Raw genomic sequence first — 17,875 nt, 5'->3', positions numbered from 1 at the left:
CCTCGGCCCTGGCTGTGCCGCTCGGCTTGTTGATGGGAAGCGTCCGATCGGTGGAACGCAATCTCGATCCTCTGGTCGAAAGCTTTCGCCCGATCGCCGCGATCGCGATCCTTCCCATTGTCATTCTCTGGCTCGGAACCGGAAATCTCGCAGCAGTCACCCTCGTGGCTTATGCGGCGTTTTTTCCGATTCTCATCAACACCATCGCCGGAGTGAAACGTATTGACGTCAACCTCATGCGGGCGGCCTATACCATGGGCGTGCAGCCGGCCACGCGGATGCGCGTGGTGCTGCTGCCCGCAGCCTTGCCGTCGATCCTGGTCGGTATGCGCATCGGCCTTGGCGTTGCCTGGACCGCCATCATAGCAGCGGAACTTGCCGTCGGCGCGAAGGCAGGCGGCGAAGGCGGGATCGGCCAGATGATGTTTATCTTCTACGCCTATAGCGTCGAGCTGAATGGGATCATCGTCTGCATGATTGCCGTCGGACTTGTGGCGCTTTTCCTCGATAAGATTCTTCTGACGGCGCTCCACGCCGCCGTTCCATGGAGCCGGACATGATGCAGATCTCAAAACCGAAGCTCCAGATCGCCGGACTACGCAAGGAGTTTGGCCAGTCGCCGGCGGCCGTTGTCGCTGTCGAGAGTCTCTCGCTCGAAATCGCCTCGGGTGAATTCATCGCCATCGTCGGGCCGTCTGGATGCGGCAAGACAACCGTGCTCAACATGCTTGCGGGTCTGGAGCGCCAGACGTCGGGCCATATGACGATGGACGGAAAAACCATCGCAGGCCCCGGAAGCGAGCGGGGCGTCATGTTCCAGGATTATGCTCTCTTTCCGTGGAAGACGGTGGCGGGCAACATCGCGTTCGGCCTGGATTATGGACCCGCGGGCGCCGGTCTTTCCCGGGCGGAGCGTGAGGCCCGCGTCACACATGTGATCGATCTCGTCGGGCTCAAGGGATCCGAGACGAAGTACCCGCATCAATTATCGGGCGGCATGCGGCAGCGGGTTGCACTCGCGCGGCTCGTGGCAAACGAACCTGAGATTCTTTTGATGGACGAACCGCTCGCGGCCCTCGACGCGCAAACGCGCGTGATTCTGCAGGACGAGCTTCTGCGGATCTGGGGTCAGGATCGTCCAGCCTCCGAGCGTCGGACTGTCGTGTACATCACTCATTCCATCGACGAGGCTGTCTTTCTAGCCGATCGCGTGATCGTGCTCAGCTCAAATCCCGGCCGCCTGAAGCGAATCGTGGACGTCGATCTGCCGCGGCCGCGCAACGACGCGACGCGAAAGAGCGCGGCTTTCGCAGAGCTCATCGAGACGATCTGGGAGTTGATCCGCGACGAAGCCTATCGCGCAACGATGCGTTAGGCACAATGAACCAAAACGGGAGGAATAAAAATGACACGACTGAGTGACTTCAAAATCGGCCGGCGCGCATTTCTGGCCGGCGGCGCCAGCGCCTTGGCCATGCCGGCAATCGTTAAGGCGCAGTCCCTTAAGGCCGCAAAGGTTTCGGTAGGCCGCCAACCCTATGCTGCTGGCAACTCACCCATCACCCAACACATGATGAACGAGAAGCTGTTTGAGAAAGCGGCCGCAGAACTCGGCTACGAGCTCTCGGTCGATTGGCGCGACTACCCCTCCGCGCTTCCGATGGTTGAGGCCTTCATCTCAGGGAATCTCGACCTCGGCATGTGGGGCAATACGCCTATCGTGCGCCTGCTCGCTCAGAACCAGGGCATCAATGTTCTAACCGTGGGCGAGGGACACTTGCGCATGGTTCTGTGCACGCGGCCGGACTCGGCGATCAAGAGCATCGCCGATCTCAAAGGCAAGACCGTGGGCGCGCTCGTCGGTGGCGATCCCTACAACGCATTGGCGCAGATGCTGCTGCATGAACTCGGCAATGCGGACCCGCGCGCGTTCGACATCAAGATCATCAATACGCCCACTCAGGCGCAGGCTGCCACGCTTCCGAGCGGCATGGACGCCGCCGTGGCGATTTATCCGGCGTTCCTCAAAGCCAACGCGGAAATCGGTACCAAGGGAATCATGAATTCCTTCGGATACACGGAGGCCGGTTATAAGGGACCCGCCGGGGAAGGCGCTGGATTGCTGCTGCCCGGCGTGAAGAAATCGCCGTTCTATCCCGATGGATATTATCTGCATCGCTCGTTCTGGATCTGCAACGATCGCATCGTCTCGGCGGATGCGGCGATCGGCCAGGCCTTTCTGGTCGCAATGCAGCGCTCAGTAGACGCCCTCGGCAAGATGAAGCCGGAAGCGACAGCTGAATCGGTCAACAAATACTGGGGCCTTCCGCCAGAACTTGGCGCGAAAGTTGTCGGGGACGAAGTGGTGTTCCAGCGAGGGTGGATCTGGCCGACCGAAGGCGACGCAGCTGCGATCACGCAAATCTCCAATCTCATGGTGGAGAGCCGCTTGATCCCGAAACCCCTGACCTTCGATCAGGTCAAGTCTTCCTTCTCGAAGGCTGCGCCGTTGCTCAAGAAGGCCTATGACGCATCAGGCAAGACCCCGCCCGAGGCAGACTTCACGTCCAAGAGCGCCAAGGATCTGCGTGGCCTCCCCGCCTGGCAGATGGAAAGCTGGAAGGCGCCTTCCTGATCTATCCGCATCTGAAGAGACTCGGAAGGCAACCTCGCCTTTCGAGTAAAATTTTTCAATTCGCCCCTCGTCCTGCATCCGAATATGTTGGCACGAGAGCCGGTTCGAAGCTGTTGCGGGTGTGGTGGAGTATCCGGTTGCGGAGCTCTTCGAGAATCTCCGCATAGGCTGAATCGTCCGCGCGATTAGTTGCTTCCGCGGAATCGAGTGCCAGGTCAGCCAAGAAGTGATCTTCCTCGTCGCGTGGAACCGGCTTGCCATTTCGGCGCACCGTCATGTCAAGCCGGTAGCGCGCCGTCCGGACACATGTCCGCCGCGGCCAGCCGCTTCCATCGGTCCATGTTCCGACAACCTGGTTCGGAAGGGCGTAGCTGGTCGCCTCGCCGTAGCCGACAGTGCTGAACACATGTTCGGGTGGCGGGTCCTTGAACAGGTCGCGGCCCTGAAACGTCGCGGATGGAGCGATATCGCACAAGCCGCAGAGTGTCCGCGCGAGGTCCATGGACTCGCAGAGATCCCCCCTCACCTGTCCGTGGGGCAAGGCACCCGGCCATGAGATCAGGCGAGGTATGCGATGCACCTCTGGAAAGAAGGTATGTTTCTGGAGTCGGCCGCGCTCAGCCAGCGACACGCCATGATCGGCTTCCAGGACGACAATCGTGTTGTCGCTCAATCCGCTTTGCCGCAAGGCATGCAGAATGGCACCGACCTGATCGTCGAGCCATGCGACAAGACCGTAATAGTCCGATCGCACTCGCCTGAGATCCTGCGGCTCCAAGGCCGAGGCCTGCATGACGTCCACGAAGCGCTGCTCGAAGACCGAACCCGGCTCCCCGCCATCGATGCGATCTGGCCAGCCGAGATCGCGATAGAGCGAGTCGTAAGGCACCGGCGGCATGACCGGCGAATGCGGCTGCAGGTAGCTCACACGCGCCAGAAAGGGCTGCCCCGCCGCCTCTTTACTCCCCAACCATTCCACAGCCGCACGAGTTAGCTTGTTGCCGGGAAACTCGACCGGCCCGGGGAAGGTGCCGCCGATGGCGGCCTTGAGGGTGGGCGTGAGAATCTGGCGCCCATCCGGATCGACGCCCTCGAAGAAGCCCGCGAGATCCGCACCGATATGGTCGTCCTCCTGCCAGGGCTGAAGCGCAACGGGGAGGTGCGTTTTTCCGAAATTAATCGTCCGGTATCCGTTGGCGGCAAAATGCTGCGGAAAGCTGATGAGTTGCCGGTCGTAGGGATACGAGGCCCACGAGCCCTCATTGCCATAAACCCCCGTCACCTCGGGAGGATTTGCCGTCATTTCGCTCGTTCGGGAGGGAACGCAGATCGGCGAGTTGCAGAAGCAGTTCGCGAACAGGACACCAGCCTCGGCGATGCTGTCCATGTGGGGCGTTCTGATGGATGGATGTGGGGTCCCGTAGCAGGAGAGCGAATCGGTACGAAATTCATCGCCCATGATCCAGACCACATTCGGTCGCTCAGTCATGGCATTCCTCGACATTTGGGTGACCGTCATGGAACGGGTTGCTGGCGTGGGGTGGAAGCCTCGGTCGTCTCGCCCACCACGTTTCGGACAAGCGCATCCGTGAGTTTGCGAGCGACCTCCGGGTAGCGCGAGGAAGCATCGTAGATTTCGGAGGGATCCGACAGAAGCTCGATGAGGCGCCAGGATGATCGTTCGGACAGATCGAATTCGGCCGCCTCCATGATCTTGCGCGGCGTCGCCGCATCATAGCCCGCCACCAGCTTGAAGCGCCCGTCATACGCGATACGCCACTGTCCAAGGCCCGAAAAGACGATCTCCCGATGCCGCCGCGACGGATCACTCAAGGTCTCCTTCATCGAAACACAGTCGATTCCGGGGATTGCCTCAGCGCCCGCGAGATCCGTGATCGTTGCGTGAAGGTCGAGAATGGTAGCCGGTGTTTCGATATTGCGTCCTGGTGCRATGCCCGGGCCTGCGAAAACAAGAGGCACGTGAAGAGAGGCATGGTGAGGGACGAACTTCTCCCACAATCCGCAATCTCCGAGCATTTCGCCATGATCGCTGGTGAAGATGATGATCGTATTGTCGAGTTGGTCGGAGGCCTCGAGCGCCGCCACATAGCGGCCGAGGATAGCGTCGATGTTCTCGATCATGGCCGTGTAGTTGCGCCGGATCCGGCGGTGTGTCTCCGTGTCGACATCGCCGGGATTGCGGGGCAAGGGGACTTCGCGGTCCGCGACGCTCTCGGCCATCGAGCGTGTGATGTCCATGGGCTCGTGCGGGCCGGTCAGGTTCACCTGCAGGAACCAGGGCCGGCCCTCCTCGGCTTCGTCGATCAGGGCGAGGCCGCATGCGCCGATCCAATTGTCGCAATACACATCGTCCGGCAGATCGGTCCTGTTCGTATTACGATAGTTGGGACCCGCGCCGGGATGGTCGAGAGCCCGCGCGCCGAGTGCAAGCGATCTCCGCTCTTGAAAATCCCGCCAATGCGCCTCGGCAAGGCCGCGTTTCTTCAGAGCCGCAAAATAGGGTTCGTCATAGCCGTCGCGATGCGCAAAGATCGCCGCATGCTTCCCCGCACTGTCCAGCCCGCCCGTAAAGCCCAGTTGCCTCAGTCGCGAAGGCCCGGCTACGGAATGCTGGCCGTCAGCCCCCCAGTCGGGCTCACCTTTCAGGAGATCGAGTTTGCCACAAGTTAGAACCTGGTAGCCGGTGCGCGCGAGTTGCCGGTAGAAGTTCGGAATATCCGGCGACGTGCTGTCGCCGTTGTTGCGAACGCCCGCCCTGTCGTAATCGCGTCCACTCGCCAGGCAAGCCCGCGACGGCCCGCAGATTGGCGAGGGGCAGATGGCATTTCGAAAGCTGACGCCCCGGCGCGTCAGCGCATCGAGAACCGGAGTTCGAACGCCGCCTGCATTACCGGGCCCCGCCCAGTCTCCTCTCAGCTGATCCGGCATGAAGAGGAGAATATTCGGGCGTCGGCTCATCTGTGAATCCTCGCACTGCCGTATACTTTGATCAAATACCGACGAAAATCGGATCTGTCTCTTGACATTTTCCTAAGCGATAGGCGGATTGACGTCAATTAAAGATCAAAGTTTGGAAATTGGGAGAGTTACATGACGCATGGCGCTATCGATGTGGAGAATGCCAAATCGATCGCGGCCCGCTTTTCCATGGCGGGACGTCGCGCGCTCGTCACGGGCGGAAGTGTGAGCATCGGCCGTGAGATCGTACGAGTCTTTGCCGATGCGGGAGCCGATGTCGCCATTCACTACGCACCGGAGGCCGACATCGCCTTTGGACAACCGGATGCGGCCGAGCACGCCGCGCGCGAAGTGACGGAACGCGGCGGGCGCGGCGTCGCCATCGCGGCGGACTTCGCCCGGCCCGGTGAAGCATCCCGATGCGTGATTGCGGCGCAAGACGCACTCGGTGGACTCGACGTCCTTGTCGTGTGCGCATCGATCCAATACCGCACGCCGTTTCTCGAGTTGCCGGAGGACCAGATCGAACGTCAGGTTCAGATCAATTTCCGCGCCACCATCGAACTGCTCCAGGCGGCGCTGCCGGACATGAAGGAACAACGGTGGGGCCGCGTTCTGACGATCGGCAGCATCAACGAGACGCGTCCGGAACCTGATCTCGCGGTTTATGCGGCCCTCAAATGCGCGCAACACAATCTGGCTATCAACCTCGCTAGGGATTACGCGCCCCACGGCGTCACGGTCAATAATCTCTCACCCGGCCTCGTCGTTACCGAACGAAATCGGTGGCGGCGGGAGGACGCGGTCAAGTGGGCGGAAATTCAGCGCCTCTCAGCGCCGATGCAGCGCGCTGGATTGCCGTCCGAGATGGCCGGGGCTGCGCTTCTTCTGTGTTCCGAAGCAGGCAGTTTCATCACCGGAGCCGACCTCCAGGCGACCGGAGGCCGGCATCTCGGTTCGTAACTTCACGATGCGCCCGCCACCGAGGACAATCAACCGGCGTAGCCGTGATCCGGAAGGCCGGCTATGCCCACGTCGAGGGCTAAAAGGCTGCCGGCGAGAGGTTCTGCTATCACTTGCGCGGAATCGAGCTTCTGCGTCGCCGTTGTGACGAACAGTGTTTTAAGGTCGGTTCCGCCGAAGGCACAGGAAGTTGGCTGGCTGACCGGCAATTCAATGATGCGATCCAGTTGGCCATCGGGGGCGAAGCGCGCCACGCAAGACCCCTTGTAGCGGGCATTCCAGAGATAGCCCTCCGCATCGACCGTTGCTCCGTCGGGGGCACCGGGGGCGGCATCGGCCGATGCGAATTGCGCCCAGGCGCCGACATCGCCCGTCACCGGGTCGTACGTCGCCCGCTCGATCGCGCCCTTGCGGGTATCGGTGAAGTAAAGTGTACGGCCATCGGGTGAAAACGCGATCGCGTTGGCGACCGTGACCCCATCTCGAAGGACCTCAACAACGCCATCGGCATCGACGCGATGAAGACCGCCGGTGGGGCGAAGGCCGAAATCCCACATGGAACCACAGAGAAGCCGACCGGCCGCATCGCATTTGGCGTCGTTGAGCCGGTTCTCGTCCGGTCCCTCCTCGATCGTGGCTATCGGCGATAGGCCGCCCGTTGCCGGATCGAAGGCGAAAACCGCGCGCCTGATGGCGACCACGACGCCGCCGGCGCCGCGAGGCACGACGGCACCGATGAGATCGGGCATCGGCCAAGAAACGACTTCGCCGCTCGCCGGATGGAGTCGATGCAGAGCCGGCCGCCGAAGGTCGACCCAGTACAAGTGGCCCGTCTCCTCGATCCAGATCGGAGATTCGCCAAGGATATCGCCAGTCGATGCGGCGACGCCCATCGGGGGAGAGACTGACTTCACAGGCTAGTCCTTCCCAACATCGGGTTGGGGGTCAATGGCCATGCGTTCCAGAAGGTCGTGCTTCGCCTTCTCGATATGGGCGCCCATGAGCATGGCGGCGGAGGTAGCATCGCGGCGCTTGATTGCCCGCATCAGGTGGCGGTGATCGTCAATCACTCCGTGGAACCGTTCCTGGTCGACACCGTAGCGCTGCCACAACGCGGCAACCAGCAACCAATGCCGATCGACCAGCGACAAAGCGCCGGGATTTCCTGCCGCGTCGTTGATCAGCGCATGGAAGGCATGGTTCGCGTGCGGCACGGATGTGAATTCGCCCGCCTCCACATGCGCTTCCAGAGAAGCCTGAGCGGCTTCAAGACCGCGAATATGGTCGTCCGATCGTCTTTCGCAGGCACGTCTTGCCAGCATCGTTTCGACCGCGCTGCGGATATCGAAAAGATCTTCGACGAAGCCGATATGAATCGGGCGCACGCGCGCACCACGATTGGGCTCGATGATGACGAGGCCTTCGCCATGCAGTTCTCGAAGCGCCTCGCGAACCGGCATATGGCTGACGCCGTACCGTATCGCAAGCTCGTCAATGCGCAGGCGCGATCCAAACGCCAGAGCACCTGCGATGATGTCTCCGCGCAACAGCTGCTGAATATCCGGGACCCGCGCCATGTTTGGACCAGTTTGTTAGAGACGATTTGACCAAATCTGGGTGCCACGCGCAGAGTTGCAAGTCAAATTTAGGCTTGCCAAGGCTATATTTGATCAAATACATCTTTTTCAACGGCAACCTGCCCGGCGGAGAAGGCCATGGACGAAAGTCCCGCATACAAGCTCGACCGGAGAGAGGCGCTGGCCATCGACGGCTATCGGCGCGCGGACGGCCGTGTGGGAGTGCGAAATTATGTTCTGGTGCTTGGGATCAATGGTCTTGCCACAAGGGTGAGCCAGCGCATCGCCGGCAATGTTTCGGGCACGGTTCTGGCCGCCACCGCGAGCGGACGCGGCCAGGTCGAGCCCGACCTCACTCTGCATCTTGATCAACTGGTGGGGCTCGGACTGAATGCCAATGCGGCCGCGGTGCTGGTGGTCGGCGTAGACGCCGAGACCACCAGGTCGGTTGCCGAACGCATCGCCTCCTCCGGGAAACCTGTCGCCACAGTGTCGTTCGCCGAGCAGGGCGAAGACATGCTGGGTGTTCTGGATCAGGGTATCCGTCGCGCCACGGCGCTCGTACGGGCGGCATCGCGCATGCGCCGTGAACCCGCTTCCGCTGCCGACCTGATCGTAGGGGTGGAATGTGGTCACTCGGACTTTTCGTCCGGAATCGCCAGTAATCCAGTCGTCGGCGCCGCCGTGGATTATCTGGTCGATTGCGGCGCTACCGTGATTGTCGGGGAGACGATCGAATGGCTCGGCGCGGAGAGGCAACTCGCCCGCCGCGGAATTCGACCCGACGTTGAAAGAGATATCCTGCGCGCCGTCGAAGCCCGGGAGCTGCTCGCCACGGCATCCGGCAAAAGCCTCACGGGCAACAATCCCGGCGAAGAAAATATCCGCGGCGGCTTGAGCACCATCGAAGAGAAATCACTCGGCGCCGTTGTGAAGAGCGGAACCCGACCGATCAACGGCGTGATCGACGTGGCCGAACGAATCGCGGGACCCGGGCTCTATCTGATGGATGGTCCATCTTTCTCGCCGGAATCGCTCACGGGCTTCGCGGCATCGGGTGCGCAGATCATGTTGTTTACCACCGGTCCGGGCAACAGCTTTGTCAGCGCCCTGGCGCCGACCATCAAGATCACCTCGGGCCCCGACACAGTCCGCCGTCTTCCCGAGCAGATCGATTTCGATGCAAGCGCTGTCTCGGCCGGCAGCGAGACGGTGAGCGAGGCGGGGCGACGGTTGGTCGATGCAATTCTGGAGGTTGTCAACGGCACGCTGACCTTCGGCGAAATTCTCGGGGAAGGTTTTGAGGTTCCCACACGCACGCGAGGGTCCCTGTGAGGTTTCTGTCGGTCTCGCCAGAACCCATTTTCTACACGAAACAAGGTACGCTCACTGGCGGAACGCCCCCAAGCGCATTTCGCACACCAAAAGAGGACATCAGATGACACGAGTGGGGTTTATCGGATTGGGGACCATGGGAAGTCCTATGGCGCAGAACATCCTGCGCGCAGGGCACTCGCTCACCGTCTTCGACCTTAACTCGGCCGCGGTCGACAAGCTCGTCGCTGCTGGGGCGAAAGCCGGCAAGTCGCCTCGCGACGTGGCGAGCCAATCGGATGTCGTCATCACCATGCTGCCCGATGCTCCCGACGTACACACCGCCGTCCTCGGTGCCGATGGCCTCGCGCAAGGCGTCCAACCTGGGAGCCTCTATATCGATATGAGCACGATCGATCCGGCGACGACCCAGCAGATCGGTGCGCAGTTGAAGGAGATGGGTGTTGACATGGTCGACAGCCCGGTCGGCAAAACCGTTGACCATGCCATCGCGGGGACGTCGACCTTGATGATAGGCGGAGACGAGGCGATCATCGAGCGGGCCCGTCCTATTCTCTCGGCCATGGGAAGCGACCTGATCCATTGTGGCGCGCTGGGCATGGGTCAGGCCATGAAGTTGACGAACAATCTCCTGGCAAGCGTTCTGATTACTGCGAGCGCGGAAGCGCTGGTCGCCGGTGCGAAGGCAGGATTGTCGCTCGACACCATGATCAGCGTCATGAAGACCACGATGGCATGGAACCAGCAGCTTGCCGTCGCCATGCACAACCGGGCACTCAAAGGCGATTTCGAGCCGGGCTTCATGGTTAAACTGGCGCACAAGGATTGCCGTCTTGCCCTCGCCATGAACCGGTCACTCGGTCTCGAAACCCCGGTCGGCGCCGCCACCCTGGCCGCACTGCAGGAAACGATGGACGCCGGCATGAGCAACAAGGATGTGGGCGCCGTGCTGAAACTACGGGAGGACGAAGTCGGCGTCCAGGTTCGGCTCGCCTCATGACGGATGGGCCCGTCAAGACCGCTATCGTGCTGCACGCGAAAGACGACGTGGCGATCCTCGCACTTCCTGTGTCGGCGGGCGAATCCGTTCTGACGCAGGGTGCGCGCGAGGGCGTGGTTCTCCTCGCGCGACATCCCTTGCCGGCCGGGCACAAGATTGCTCTCAGGGATCTCGCCCTTGGGGCGCATGTGCGCAAGTACGGCGAGGTCATCGGTCGGCTGACCGCCGCCGTCGCGGCCGGAGACCACGTTCACGTCCACAATCTGGTGAGCCTTCGTGCCACCGACGAAAAGCAGCGCGAACGCGCGGATCCGGGAGACCTCTGATGCGCCTCATTCAGTTCCTGAAAACCGATGGCTCCCGCGCCGTGGCAGCGATCGTCGATGACGGGCCACCGCGGGAGGTCATCGACGCCGGGTCGGTTCGCGAATTGGCCCTAGAGGCGCATCGGGCGCGACGCACTCTCGAACAGATTGTGCGGCATCGCGGAATGGGCGCGGTGATCGATTACGATCAGGCCCTCGTGGAAGGCCGCGTCCTGTCACCGCTCGATCATCCGGATCCGAGTCGGATGGTGTTGTCACTGACGGGACTGACGCATCTGGGCAGCGCGAAATCGCGCGATGCCATGCACGCAAAACTCGATTCCGCCGACCTGACCGATTCGATGAAGATGTTCAAAATGGGTGTCGATGGCGGCAGGCCTTCCAATGGCACGTTCGGCGCGCAGCCGGAATGGGGCTACAAGGGCGACGGAAGCTGGGTCGTCCCGCCCGGAGGAGCGCTTGAGCGCCCTGCCTTCGCGCAGGATGGCGGCGAAGAGGCCGAAATCGCGGGGCTCTACGTGATCGGGGATTCCGGTGAGGTCCTGCGCGTGGGCTTCGCGCTCGCCAACGAGTTTTCCGATCACATCATGGAGCGGGAGAACTACCTTCTCCTCGCCCACTCGAAATTGCGTACATCAAGCTTCGGCCCTGAACTGCGTGTCGGCCCGCTTCCATCCTCTCTGAGCGGAACGATCCTGGTGCAGCGTGGGGATAAGCAGGTCTGGCAGGGCGAGATGCTGTCGGGCGAAGACAACATGTGTCACTCGGTGGCTAACCTCGAAGCCCATCATTTCAAATATGCACGGTTCCGCCGGCCGGGCGATGTGCACGTTCACTATTTCGGCGCCAGCGGCCTGAGCTGCAACGCCGGAATCGCGGTCGAGCCCGGAGATGTGATTGAAATTCATGCCGAAGGATTCGGTCGGTCTCTGCGCAACAGAATCTGTGCCGAAGAGCACGAGCCGGTGCCGCGAACGATCCCGCTCTAACACATCTAAGGTGGGAAGACACCCATCCGAAATCCAACCCCATACTAAGCCAGGGAGAAGCCCATGTTCAACAAAGTCCTTCATTGCGTGATCGCCGCAACGGCGGTTGCCGCATCCACCGCCGCCGCGGCTCAGGCGCCCTGGCCGGAGAAGCAGATCAGGTTGATCATTCCCTTCCCCCCGGGCGGCCAGCAGGAGGTGGCGTCGCGCATCCTCGTCGAGAAGATCGCGCCCGAGCTTGGCCAACCCGTGATCGTGGATTCGCGGCCGGGAGCGGACGGAAACCTCGGCACCGAGGCTGTCCAGAAGAGTGCGCCCGACGGCTACACCTGGCTCGGATCGAGTGTTCCCTTCACAACGCAGGTCGCCCTACATCCCAAAAGCCTGCGCTACAGTCCGCTGAAGGACTTCGCGCCCGTGGTCGCTTTTGGAACGACCACCTTCATGTTCACCGTTCCGACTTCCCTCCCCGTCAACAACCTGAAAGAGTTCGTCGAATATGTGAAAGCGCATAAGGGCGAAGTTTCCTACGCCGGATCGGGTCGCGGTTCCGTGGTCCATCTCGCGACCGAGAAGTTCAAGCAGACTGCCGGCATCGACATGGTCATGGTCCCTTATGCCGGCCAGCCGCCGGCGATCACCGATCTGTTGGCCGGGCGCGTTCAGTTCATGGCACTCGGCTCGGTGTTCGCAGCACCGCTCATCAAGTCCGRCAAGCTCAAGGCGTTGGCGGTACTCGACACGAAAAGAAACGCCGAGTTGCCTGATCTCCCGACAATCGTGGAGGCTGGCTACCCGGATCTCGTCCTGAAAAGCTTCTTCGGTCTCCATGTGCCAGCTGGCACGCCAAAGGAGACCATTGCGCGGATCAACACGGTGGTGAACAAGGCGATCCAGTCGGCCGATATCATCGAGAAATTTGCAAAAAGCAATGTCGACGCGGCACAGCCGAATACCCCCGAGCAGTTCGGGCAGCAGATCGACAGGGAGATCAAGCTTTGGACGGGCATCTTGCAAGGCGCGAAGATCGAAACGGATTGACCGGACCATAGCCGAACGGGCGGCTCGGTGATTGGGAGCGACCACATGAACGCGAACCAAAAAGACGTGACTGCCGGAGTTTTTCTCTTGGCTCTGGCCCTTTTTTTCGGCGTGTATGCGGTGCGCACCCTGCCGGCGGGCAGCTCGTTCCAGATGGGCCCCGGCTACTTTCCGATCGTTCTATCCGTCCTGCTCGGTCTCCTGGGGGCGACGACAGTGATGGGTTCGATCGGACAGGCGACGTCGCGCTTCGGAACAGTCTCGTTGCGCGGCGTYGCCTTGATCACGCTCGCGTCCGTCTCGTTCGCGCTGGTCATCCCCCGCTTTGGCCTTGTCCCGGCGGTGTCCCTGGCGGTCTTGCTGTCCGCCTTTTCGAGCCAGCGCATGACCATCAGACTTGCGCTTCTGCTTGCTTTCAGCTTGACGCTCTTCTGCGCGCTGATCTTTCGCTATGCGCTGGATCTGCCTGTGCAACTCCTCGGCGCGTCTTAGGAAGGGTCGGCGATGGAATTGCTTGATCACCTGATGTCAGGGCTGGCGACCGCCGTCACCCCCAGCAATCTTTTGTTTTGTTTCGTCGGCGTGTTGCTCGGAACGCTCATCGGCGTGTTGCCCGGCATCGGACCTGCCGCCACCGTCGCGATGTTGCTGCCCATCACGTTCACCATGTCACCCGAGACATCGCTGATCATGCTCGCAGGGATCTATTACGGCGCACAATATGGCGGCTCGACGACAGCGATCCTCATCAATCTCCCCGGGGAAGCGAGTTCCGCCGTCACGGCAATCGACGGTTACCAAATGGCGCGGCAGGGCAAGGCTGGAGCGGCGCTCGGCATCGCCGCCATTGGCTCGTTCGTGGCGGGCTCATTCGCCACACTGGTGATCGCCTGGTTCGCCACCCCGCTCACCGAGCTCGCAGTAAAATTCGGGCCTGCCGAGTATTTCTCGCTTATCGTCCTGGGGCTGATTGCCTCAACCGCCCTCGCCCACGGCTCGGTGATCAAGGCCCTTGCGATGGTTGTCCTTGGCATCCTGCTGGGACTGATCGGCACTGATTTGAATTCCGGTCAGCTGCGATTCACGTTCGGCAGTATCGAGCTCGCCGATGGGCTTGATATCGTGGCCATCGCGGTGGGTGTTTTCGGAATCTCGGAGATTCTCAAGAACCTCGAGAACGAAACGGACCGCGAAGTGGATATCACGGCGGTTACGGGCTTGCTCCCTACGAGGCAGGAGCTCAGAGCCTCGGCGGCGCCGATCGCGCGCGGGACCCTTGTGGGCGCGCTCCTGGGGGTTTTGCCGGGCGGCGGTGCGCTGCTCGCCTCTTTTGCTTCCTATGCCCTGGAGAAGAAAATTGCGCGGGATCCGTCGCGGTTTGGCAAGGGCGCGATCGAGGGCGTCGCCGGGCCCGAGAGCGCGAACAATGCGGGCGCTCAGACGTCCTTCATTCCCATGCTGACTCTCGGGATCCCGGCGAATGCCGTCATGGCTCTGATGGTCGGCGCCATGACGATCCAAGGCATCGCGCCGGGTCCGGGTGTCATCACCGACAAGCCAGAGCTTTTCTGGGGCCTCATCGTGTCGATGTGGATCGGCAACGCCATGCTTGTGCTCCTGAACCTGCCGCTCATCGGCCTGTGGGTGCGGCTGCTCCGTGTGCCTTATTACATGCTTTTCCCCGGAATCATCGCGTTCTCGGCAATCGGTGTCTATTCGATCGGATCGAAGCCGTTCGACATCTACACGCTGGCGTTTTTTGGGCTGCTCGGCTACCTGCTGGTTAAACTAGAATTCGAGCTCACGCCGCTGCTGCTCGGTTTCGTGCTCGGACCCATGATGGAAACCTACCTGAGAAGGGCAATGGTCCTGTCCCGCGGAGACCCCACCTATCTTGTGACGCAACCGATCAGCGGGACGCTGCTGGCGCTCGCCGTCGTGGCGCTTTGCCTACTGGCGCTTCCGGCCATCAGGTACAGGCGCCAGGAGGTCTTCGTTGAAGACACCTGACTTAACGGGCGAGACTGCCGCCCTCCATCCCGGCTGCTGCGAGGGCATCTCGCGCGCGCTGTCGCCCGCGGGTGCAACGACGGTGAGGAGCACAGTTAGATCCGGAGACGCGCGCCTGGGTGTAGCAATTCCCGGCGGTCGTGCGGAAGTCGGCACGGACAGACCTTTCTTTACGGTCGATGGCGAAGGCCCAAGACGCTTCGTGAAGCTGGCACCCTTCCGCATCGACGATGCCGCCGTGACGAATGACCGTTTCGCCTGGTTCGTGGACGAGACCGCTTATGTCACCGACGCTGAGCGCTTCGGCTGGTCCTTCGTCTTTCAAAACGATATCACCGCGGACAAGGCCATCTTGCAACGCGTTGCCGGCGCTGAATGGTGGTGCCGGGTTGACGGCGCGTGCTGGAGAACTCCCGAAGGTCCGGCATCTACGCTGGAGGATCGCGGCGACCATCCGGTCACTCACGTTTCATATAACGACGCGACTGCCTTTGCTCTCTGGTCCGGTGGACGCCTGCCCTCCGAGGCCGAATGGGAATACGCAGCGCGGGGCGGACTGAGCGGTGCGACATTTCCCTGGGGTGACGACGAACCGGACGATGGCGGCCATTTCCCTTGCAACATTTGGCAAGGCCACTTTCCCGCGTTGAATTCAGCGCGCGATGGCTATGCCGGCACCGCGCCTGCACGCTCTTTCGCTCCGAACGGCTACGGCCTCTACAATATGTGCGGCAACGTGTGGGAATGGTGCGCCAGCCCATGGCGCATCCGCTCGCTTGGCCGCGCCGCGCGCAGCATCAACGACAGATCAGCTGCCGAAGGGCGGCGCGTCCTCAAGGGCGGCTCATTCCTGTGCCACCGCTCCTATTGCTTTCGCTATCGGATTGCGGCCCGCATCGGCAACACCCCGGATACCAGCACCGGCCATATCGGGTTCCGCCTGGCATATGGTCCTTAAGTGTGTCTGAACACTCAAACGCAATCGAGTGACTCGACTGATGTGACCCAGCATTCTACTTTGCAGGCCTGAGGCTTTCGTCATGCAATCAACGGCAGAGTGCCCAAAAGCGTCCCCGTCAGGCCGTTTTAAGCATTTTACGAAACGCCACTTCCCGTCCGCGGGTCCTTACCGTAAGAGCAGCGTTTCCAGACCATCTCGCCGATATAGAGCGCTCCGATCGACGACCTCGACGATCACCACATCGAAGGCGCCGCGAGTCTTGACGCGATTCCGCGCAGCGAACTCACCGCTGATTAAAGCCATTTTCGGGACGGTGAGGCCACACTCAAAGAACCTCGACACAGCCTCATGCCTCAGATCGTGTGGTCTCGGGTCTTCAAACCAGCCCTCTTCCTTAGACTTTTCCGTGCCAGCCGCACATCATCAGGGGCGAAGGGAAACACCCGCTCATCCGCCCAGGAAGTCCCATTCCCAAATCGCCACCTCGAAGTACGAACGAAAATCCGGGCCTACCGTTGTGTCCGACTCGGACTGCTGCTTACTTGATGCGCACCTGCCGACCTCGTAGCGGCATGCCCTAATGGGTGCTGTATTATGACTGAAGCCGATCCAACCTTGATAGCATGGCTCGAGAGTGATCTCGCACGTCGCAAGATTTCTGTCACTCGCGAGAGATTAGTGGAGCTAATTGAGCAGACAGCACGGTCGATCAAGCGGCATCTCGAGTCGCCCCCGCAGCTTCGACCATCTGCCGTCGCGAGCGAGCTGGAAAAGTTAGCAAAGCATTTTAAGGCGGCCGCGGCTCACGCGGCCAAGCTTGGTGACCAGGGGCTGCTTCATATAACCGTGGCATCCTTGGCCAACCCGGAAGACGAGCCCGCCGACATGGTCGATCACGTGCTTTATCTGGAAAGGATGGGGGAGTGGAGCCGAAAGGCCGCCTTTACCGCAAAAGGGCTGAGCCTGTCCTCAACCGATCACAAGGGCGGCAGGACGCCAAATCGCAATCTTCGATCGCTGATCGCGGACTTGTTGCTCACCTACCACAAGGTGCTCGGTATTCGCCCACGCCATACCGTTAACAAGGTCAGTCACCTCGCCGAGGTCGGGTTTACTGGTTTCGTGAAGGAAGCGTTGCGTCTTTATCAACCGGAAGGGATGACTTTCGAGCCGGTGTTGATCGACAACGTGGTTCTGGAAATGCTCGACGTTCGAGGGCCCGCTCCTTATCGCCCGCCCTTGGTACCCCGATCACGCGATTCAAAATCGTCGCGTTAAGGAGTTCGACCTCGCTCCCGAGCTGAGCCAACCCTGTCCACTGGAGGCACCCAGTGGACGAACCAGCCAGCCCACGTCTCGACCCAGAACAGCATCCGCAGGCTTTCTTGCCCGTGGCGCTGGTCGAACTCGTTCGTCTCCTGGCCCGGCAAGCGGCGCGCGAAGCCCTCGCTGCCGCTCCGTCCCCTGCGACCTCCGCTGTCATTCATCCTGAACCGGAGGATCGTCCATGACGTCCCATCCCAAACCGCTCTCGACGCTTGAGACGCTGGCTTCCCGCTGGGGCGTCAGCGTCCGCACCCTGCGCCGGATGGTGGCGCGCGGCGAGCTCAAGGCCCACCGCATCGGCTCGCAGCTGCGCTTCTCCGAGGAGGATGTGGTGGCGTACGAGCGCCTCCGTCGCGGGTGAGAGGCGATGACCAATCCTGACCGTTTTTGTCCAGCCATGTCAGCAGCTTATCGACTGTCAGGAGACCGCCGGCGGTTGAACTCCGTAAGACCAAAAAGCTGCTATCTCCCGAATCGGACCCCCTGTCCGCCCCTGTCATCCCGAGACCCTGATTGTCCCAAGGAGACGGTCCCGATGTCCCAGATGAGCTTCGATTTCCTCAGCAGTGACAACGTTGAAGTTGATGCCGAGCCGGTGTCGGCGACTCCGCGTCGCAAGGCTGCCGTCACGATCCGGACCCGCGCCAAGCGGACCCGGCGGTCGGCGACTCCGCGTCGCAAGGCTGCCGTCACGATCCGGACCCGCGCCAAGCGGACCCGGCGCGACGCCGTC

General features: G+C 61.5%; 19 protein-coding genes. 15 read left to right on the top strand and 4 right to left on the bottom strand.

From position 1 onward, the window contains the following. The 3 genes from AC1DVM_RS18480 to AC1DVM_RS18470 all read left to right on the top strand — a co-directional run. Positions 1-560 (top strand): ABC transporter permease (locus tag AC1DVM_RS18480; RefSeq protein ID WP_477256787.1); only part of this gene is annotated, 560 nt, incomplete at its 5' end. Further along, positions 557-1,375: an ABC transporter ATP-binding protein gene (locus AC1DVM_RS18475; RefSeq protein WP_477256785.1), complete on the top strand. Its 819-nt coding sequence runs from the start codon at positions 557-559 to the stop codon at positions 1,373-1,375. The genes AC1DVM_RS18480 and AC1DVM_RS18475, both read left to right, overlap by 4 nt. Positions 1,376-1,405: 30 nt before the next feature. Further along, positions 1,406-2,635: an ABC transporter substrate-binding protein gene (locus AC1DVM_RS18470; RefSeq protein WP_477256783.1), complete on the top strand. Its 1,230-nt coding sequence runs from the start codon at positions 1,406-1,408 to the stop codon at positions 2,633-2,635. A gap of 55 nt (positions 2,636-2,690) precedes the next feature. Here the strand turns inward: AC1DVM_RS18470 and AC1DVM_RS18465 are convergent, their stop codons facing one another. Together AC1DVM_RS18465 and AC1DVM_RS18460 are read right to left on the bottom strand one after the other, a co-directional pair. Next, positions 2,691-4,124, bottom strand: coding sequence for a sulfatase family protein (locus AC1DVM_RS18465; protein WP_477256781.1), 1,434 nt, complete (start codon positions 4,122-4,124; stop codon positions 2,691-2,693). A gap of 26 nt (positions 4,125-4,150) precedes the next feature. Next, on the bottom strand, positions 4,151-5,614 hold the full coding sequence (locus AC1DVM_RS18460) for a sulfatase family protein (protein WP_477256779.1): 1,464 nt from the start codon (positions 5,612-5,614) through the stop codon (positions 4,151-4,153). A 132-nt stretch (positions 5,615-5,746) separates the two neighbouring features. On the opposite strand from AC1DVM_RS18460, the gene AC1DVM_RS18455 reads away from it, so the two are divergent. Then, positions 5,747-6,577: an SDR family NAD(P)-dependent oxidoreductase gene (locus tag AC1DVM_RS18455; RefSeq protein ID WP_477256777.1), complete on the top strand. Its 831-nt coding sequence runs from the start codon at positions 5,747-5,749 to the stop codon at positions 6,575-6,577. Positions 6,578-6,606: 29 nt separating this feature from the next. Here AC1DVM_RS18455 and AC1DVM_RS18450 read toward each other — a convergent pair whose 3' ends face one another. Together AC1DVM_RS18450 and AC1DVM_RS18445 are read right to left on the bottom strand one after the other, a co-directional pair. Then, complete coding sequence (locus AC1DVM_RS18450; protein WP_477256775.1) at positions 6,607-7,491, bottom strand: SMP-30/gluconolactonase/LRE family protein; 885 nt, start codon at positions 7,489-7,491, stop codon at positions 6,607-6,609. A 3-nt stretch (positions 7,492-7,494) separates the two neighbouring features. Further along, a complete protein-coding gene (locus tag AC1DVM_RS18445) occupies positions 7,495-8,124 on the bottom strand; it encodes a GntR family transcriptional regulator (RefSeq protein ID WP_477256774.1) in 630 nt (209 codons plus the stop codon). A gap of 168 nt (positions 8,125-8,292) precedes the next feature. On the opposite strand from AC1DVM_RS18445, the gene AC1DVM_RS18440 reads away from it, so the two are divergent. The 11 genes from AC1DVM_RS18440 to AC1DVM_RS18390 form a co-directional block, all read left to right on the top strand. Continuing rightward, a complete protein-coding gene (locus AC1DVM_RS18440) occupies positions 8,293-9,489 on the top strand; it encodes a UxaA family hydrolase (protein WP_477256772.1) in 1,197 nt (398 codons plus the stop codon). After that, positions 9,455-10,489 carry an NAD(P)-dependent oxidoreductase gene (locus AC1DVM_RS18435; RefSeq protein WP_477256770.1) on the top strand — a complete coding sequence of 345 codons (1,035 nt, stop codon included), beginning with the start codon at positions 9,455-9,457 and terminating at the stop codon, positions 10,487-10,489. Before AC1DVM_RS18440 ends, AC1DVM_RS18435 begins: the two co-directional genes overlap by 35 nt. Further along, on the top strand, positions 10,486-10,815 hold the full coding sequence (locus tag AC1DVM_RS18430) for a UxaA family hydrolase (RefSeq protein ID WP_477256768.1): 330 nt from the start codon (positions 10,486-10,488) through the stop codon (positions 10,813-10,815). The genes AC1DVM_RS18435 and AC1DVM_RS18430 overlap by 4 nt, the downstream gene beginning before the upstream one ends. Beyond that, on the top strand, positions 10,815-11,804 hold the full coding sequence (araD1, locus tag AC1DVM_RS18425; RefSeq protein WP_477256766.1) for an AraD1 family protein: 990 nt from the start codon (positions 10,815-10,817) through the stop codon (positions 11,802-11,804). The genes AC1DVM_RS18430 and araD1 overlap by 1 nt, the downstream gene beginning before the upstream one ends. Before the next feature lie 63 nt (positions 11,805-11,867). After that, positions 11,868-12,845, top strand: coding sequence for a Bug family tripartite tricarboxylate transporter substrate binding protein (locus tag AC1DVM_RS18420; RefSeq protein ID WP_477256764.1), 978 nt, complete (start codon positions 11,868-11,870; stop codon positions 12,843-12,845). A gap of 45 nt (positions 12,846-12,890) precedes the next feature. Next, positions 12,891-13,337, top strand: coding sequence for a tripartite tricarboxylate transporter TctB family protein (locus tag AC1DVM_RS18415; RefSeq protein ID WP_477256762.1), 447 nt, complete (start codon positions 12,891-12,893; stop codon positions 13,335-13,337). A gap of 12 nt (positions 13,338-13,349) precedes the next feature. Continuing rightward, the gene (locus AC1DVM_RS18410; protein WP_477256761.1) at positions 13,350-14,855 is read left to right on the top strand and encodes a tripartite tricarboxylate transporter permease; all 1,506 of its coding nucleotides are present in this window, start codon (positions 13,350-13,352) and stop codon (positions 14,853-14,855) included. A gap of 82 nt (positions 14,856-14,937) precedes the next feature. Continuing rightward, positions 14,938-15,813, top strand: a complete 876-nt coding sequence (locus AC1DVM_RS18405; RefSeq protein WP_477256789.1) for a formylglycine-generating enzyme family protein — start codon at positions 14,938-14,940, stop codon at positions 15,811-15,813. 597 nt (positions 15,814-16,410) lie between these two features. Beyond that, positions 16,411-17,094: a hypothetical protein gene (locus tag AC1DVM_RS18400; protein ID WP_477256759.1), complete on the top strand. Its 684-nt coding sequence runs from the start codon at positions 16,411-16,413 to the stop codon at positions 17,092-17,094. A gap of 229 nt (positions 17,095-17,323) precedes the next feature. Next, positions 17,324-17,503, top strand: a complete 180-nt coding sequence (locus tag AC1DVM_RS18395) for a helix-turn-helix domain-containing protein (protein WP_477256757.1) — start codon at positions 17,324-17,326, stop codon at positions 17,501-17,503. Positions 17,504-17,677: 174 nt separating this feature from the next. Further along, positions 17,678-17,875: hypothetical protein (locus AC1DVM_RS18390; protein WP_477256755.1), on the top strand; the 198-nt coding region annotated here is incomplete at its 3' end.

The organism is Microvirga sp. P4_A5 (genome assembly GCF_056402495.1).
The sequence above is the reverse complement of the archived record's forward strand: the minus strand, read 5'-3'. Positions and strand labels throughout refer to the sequence as shown.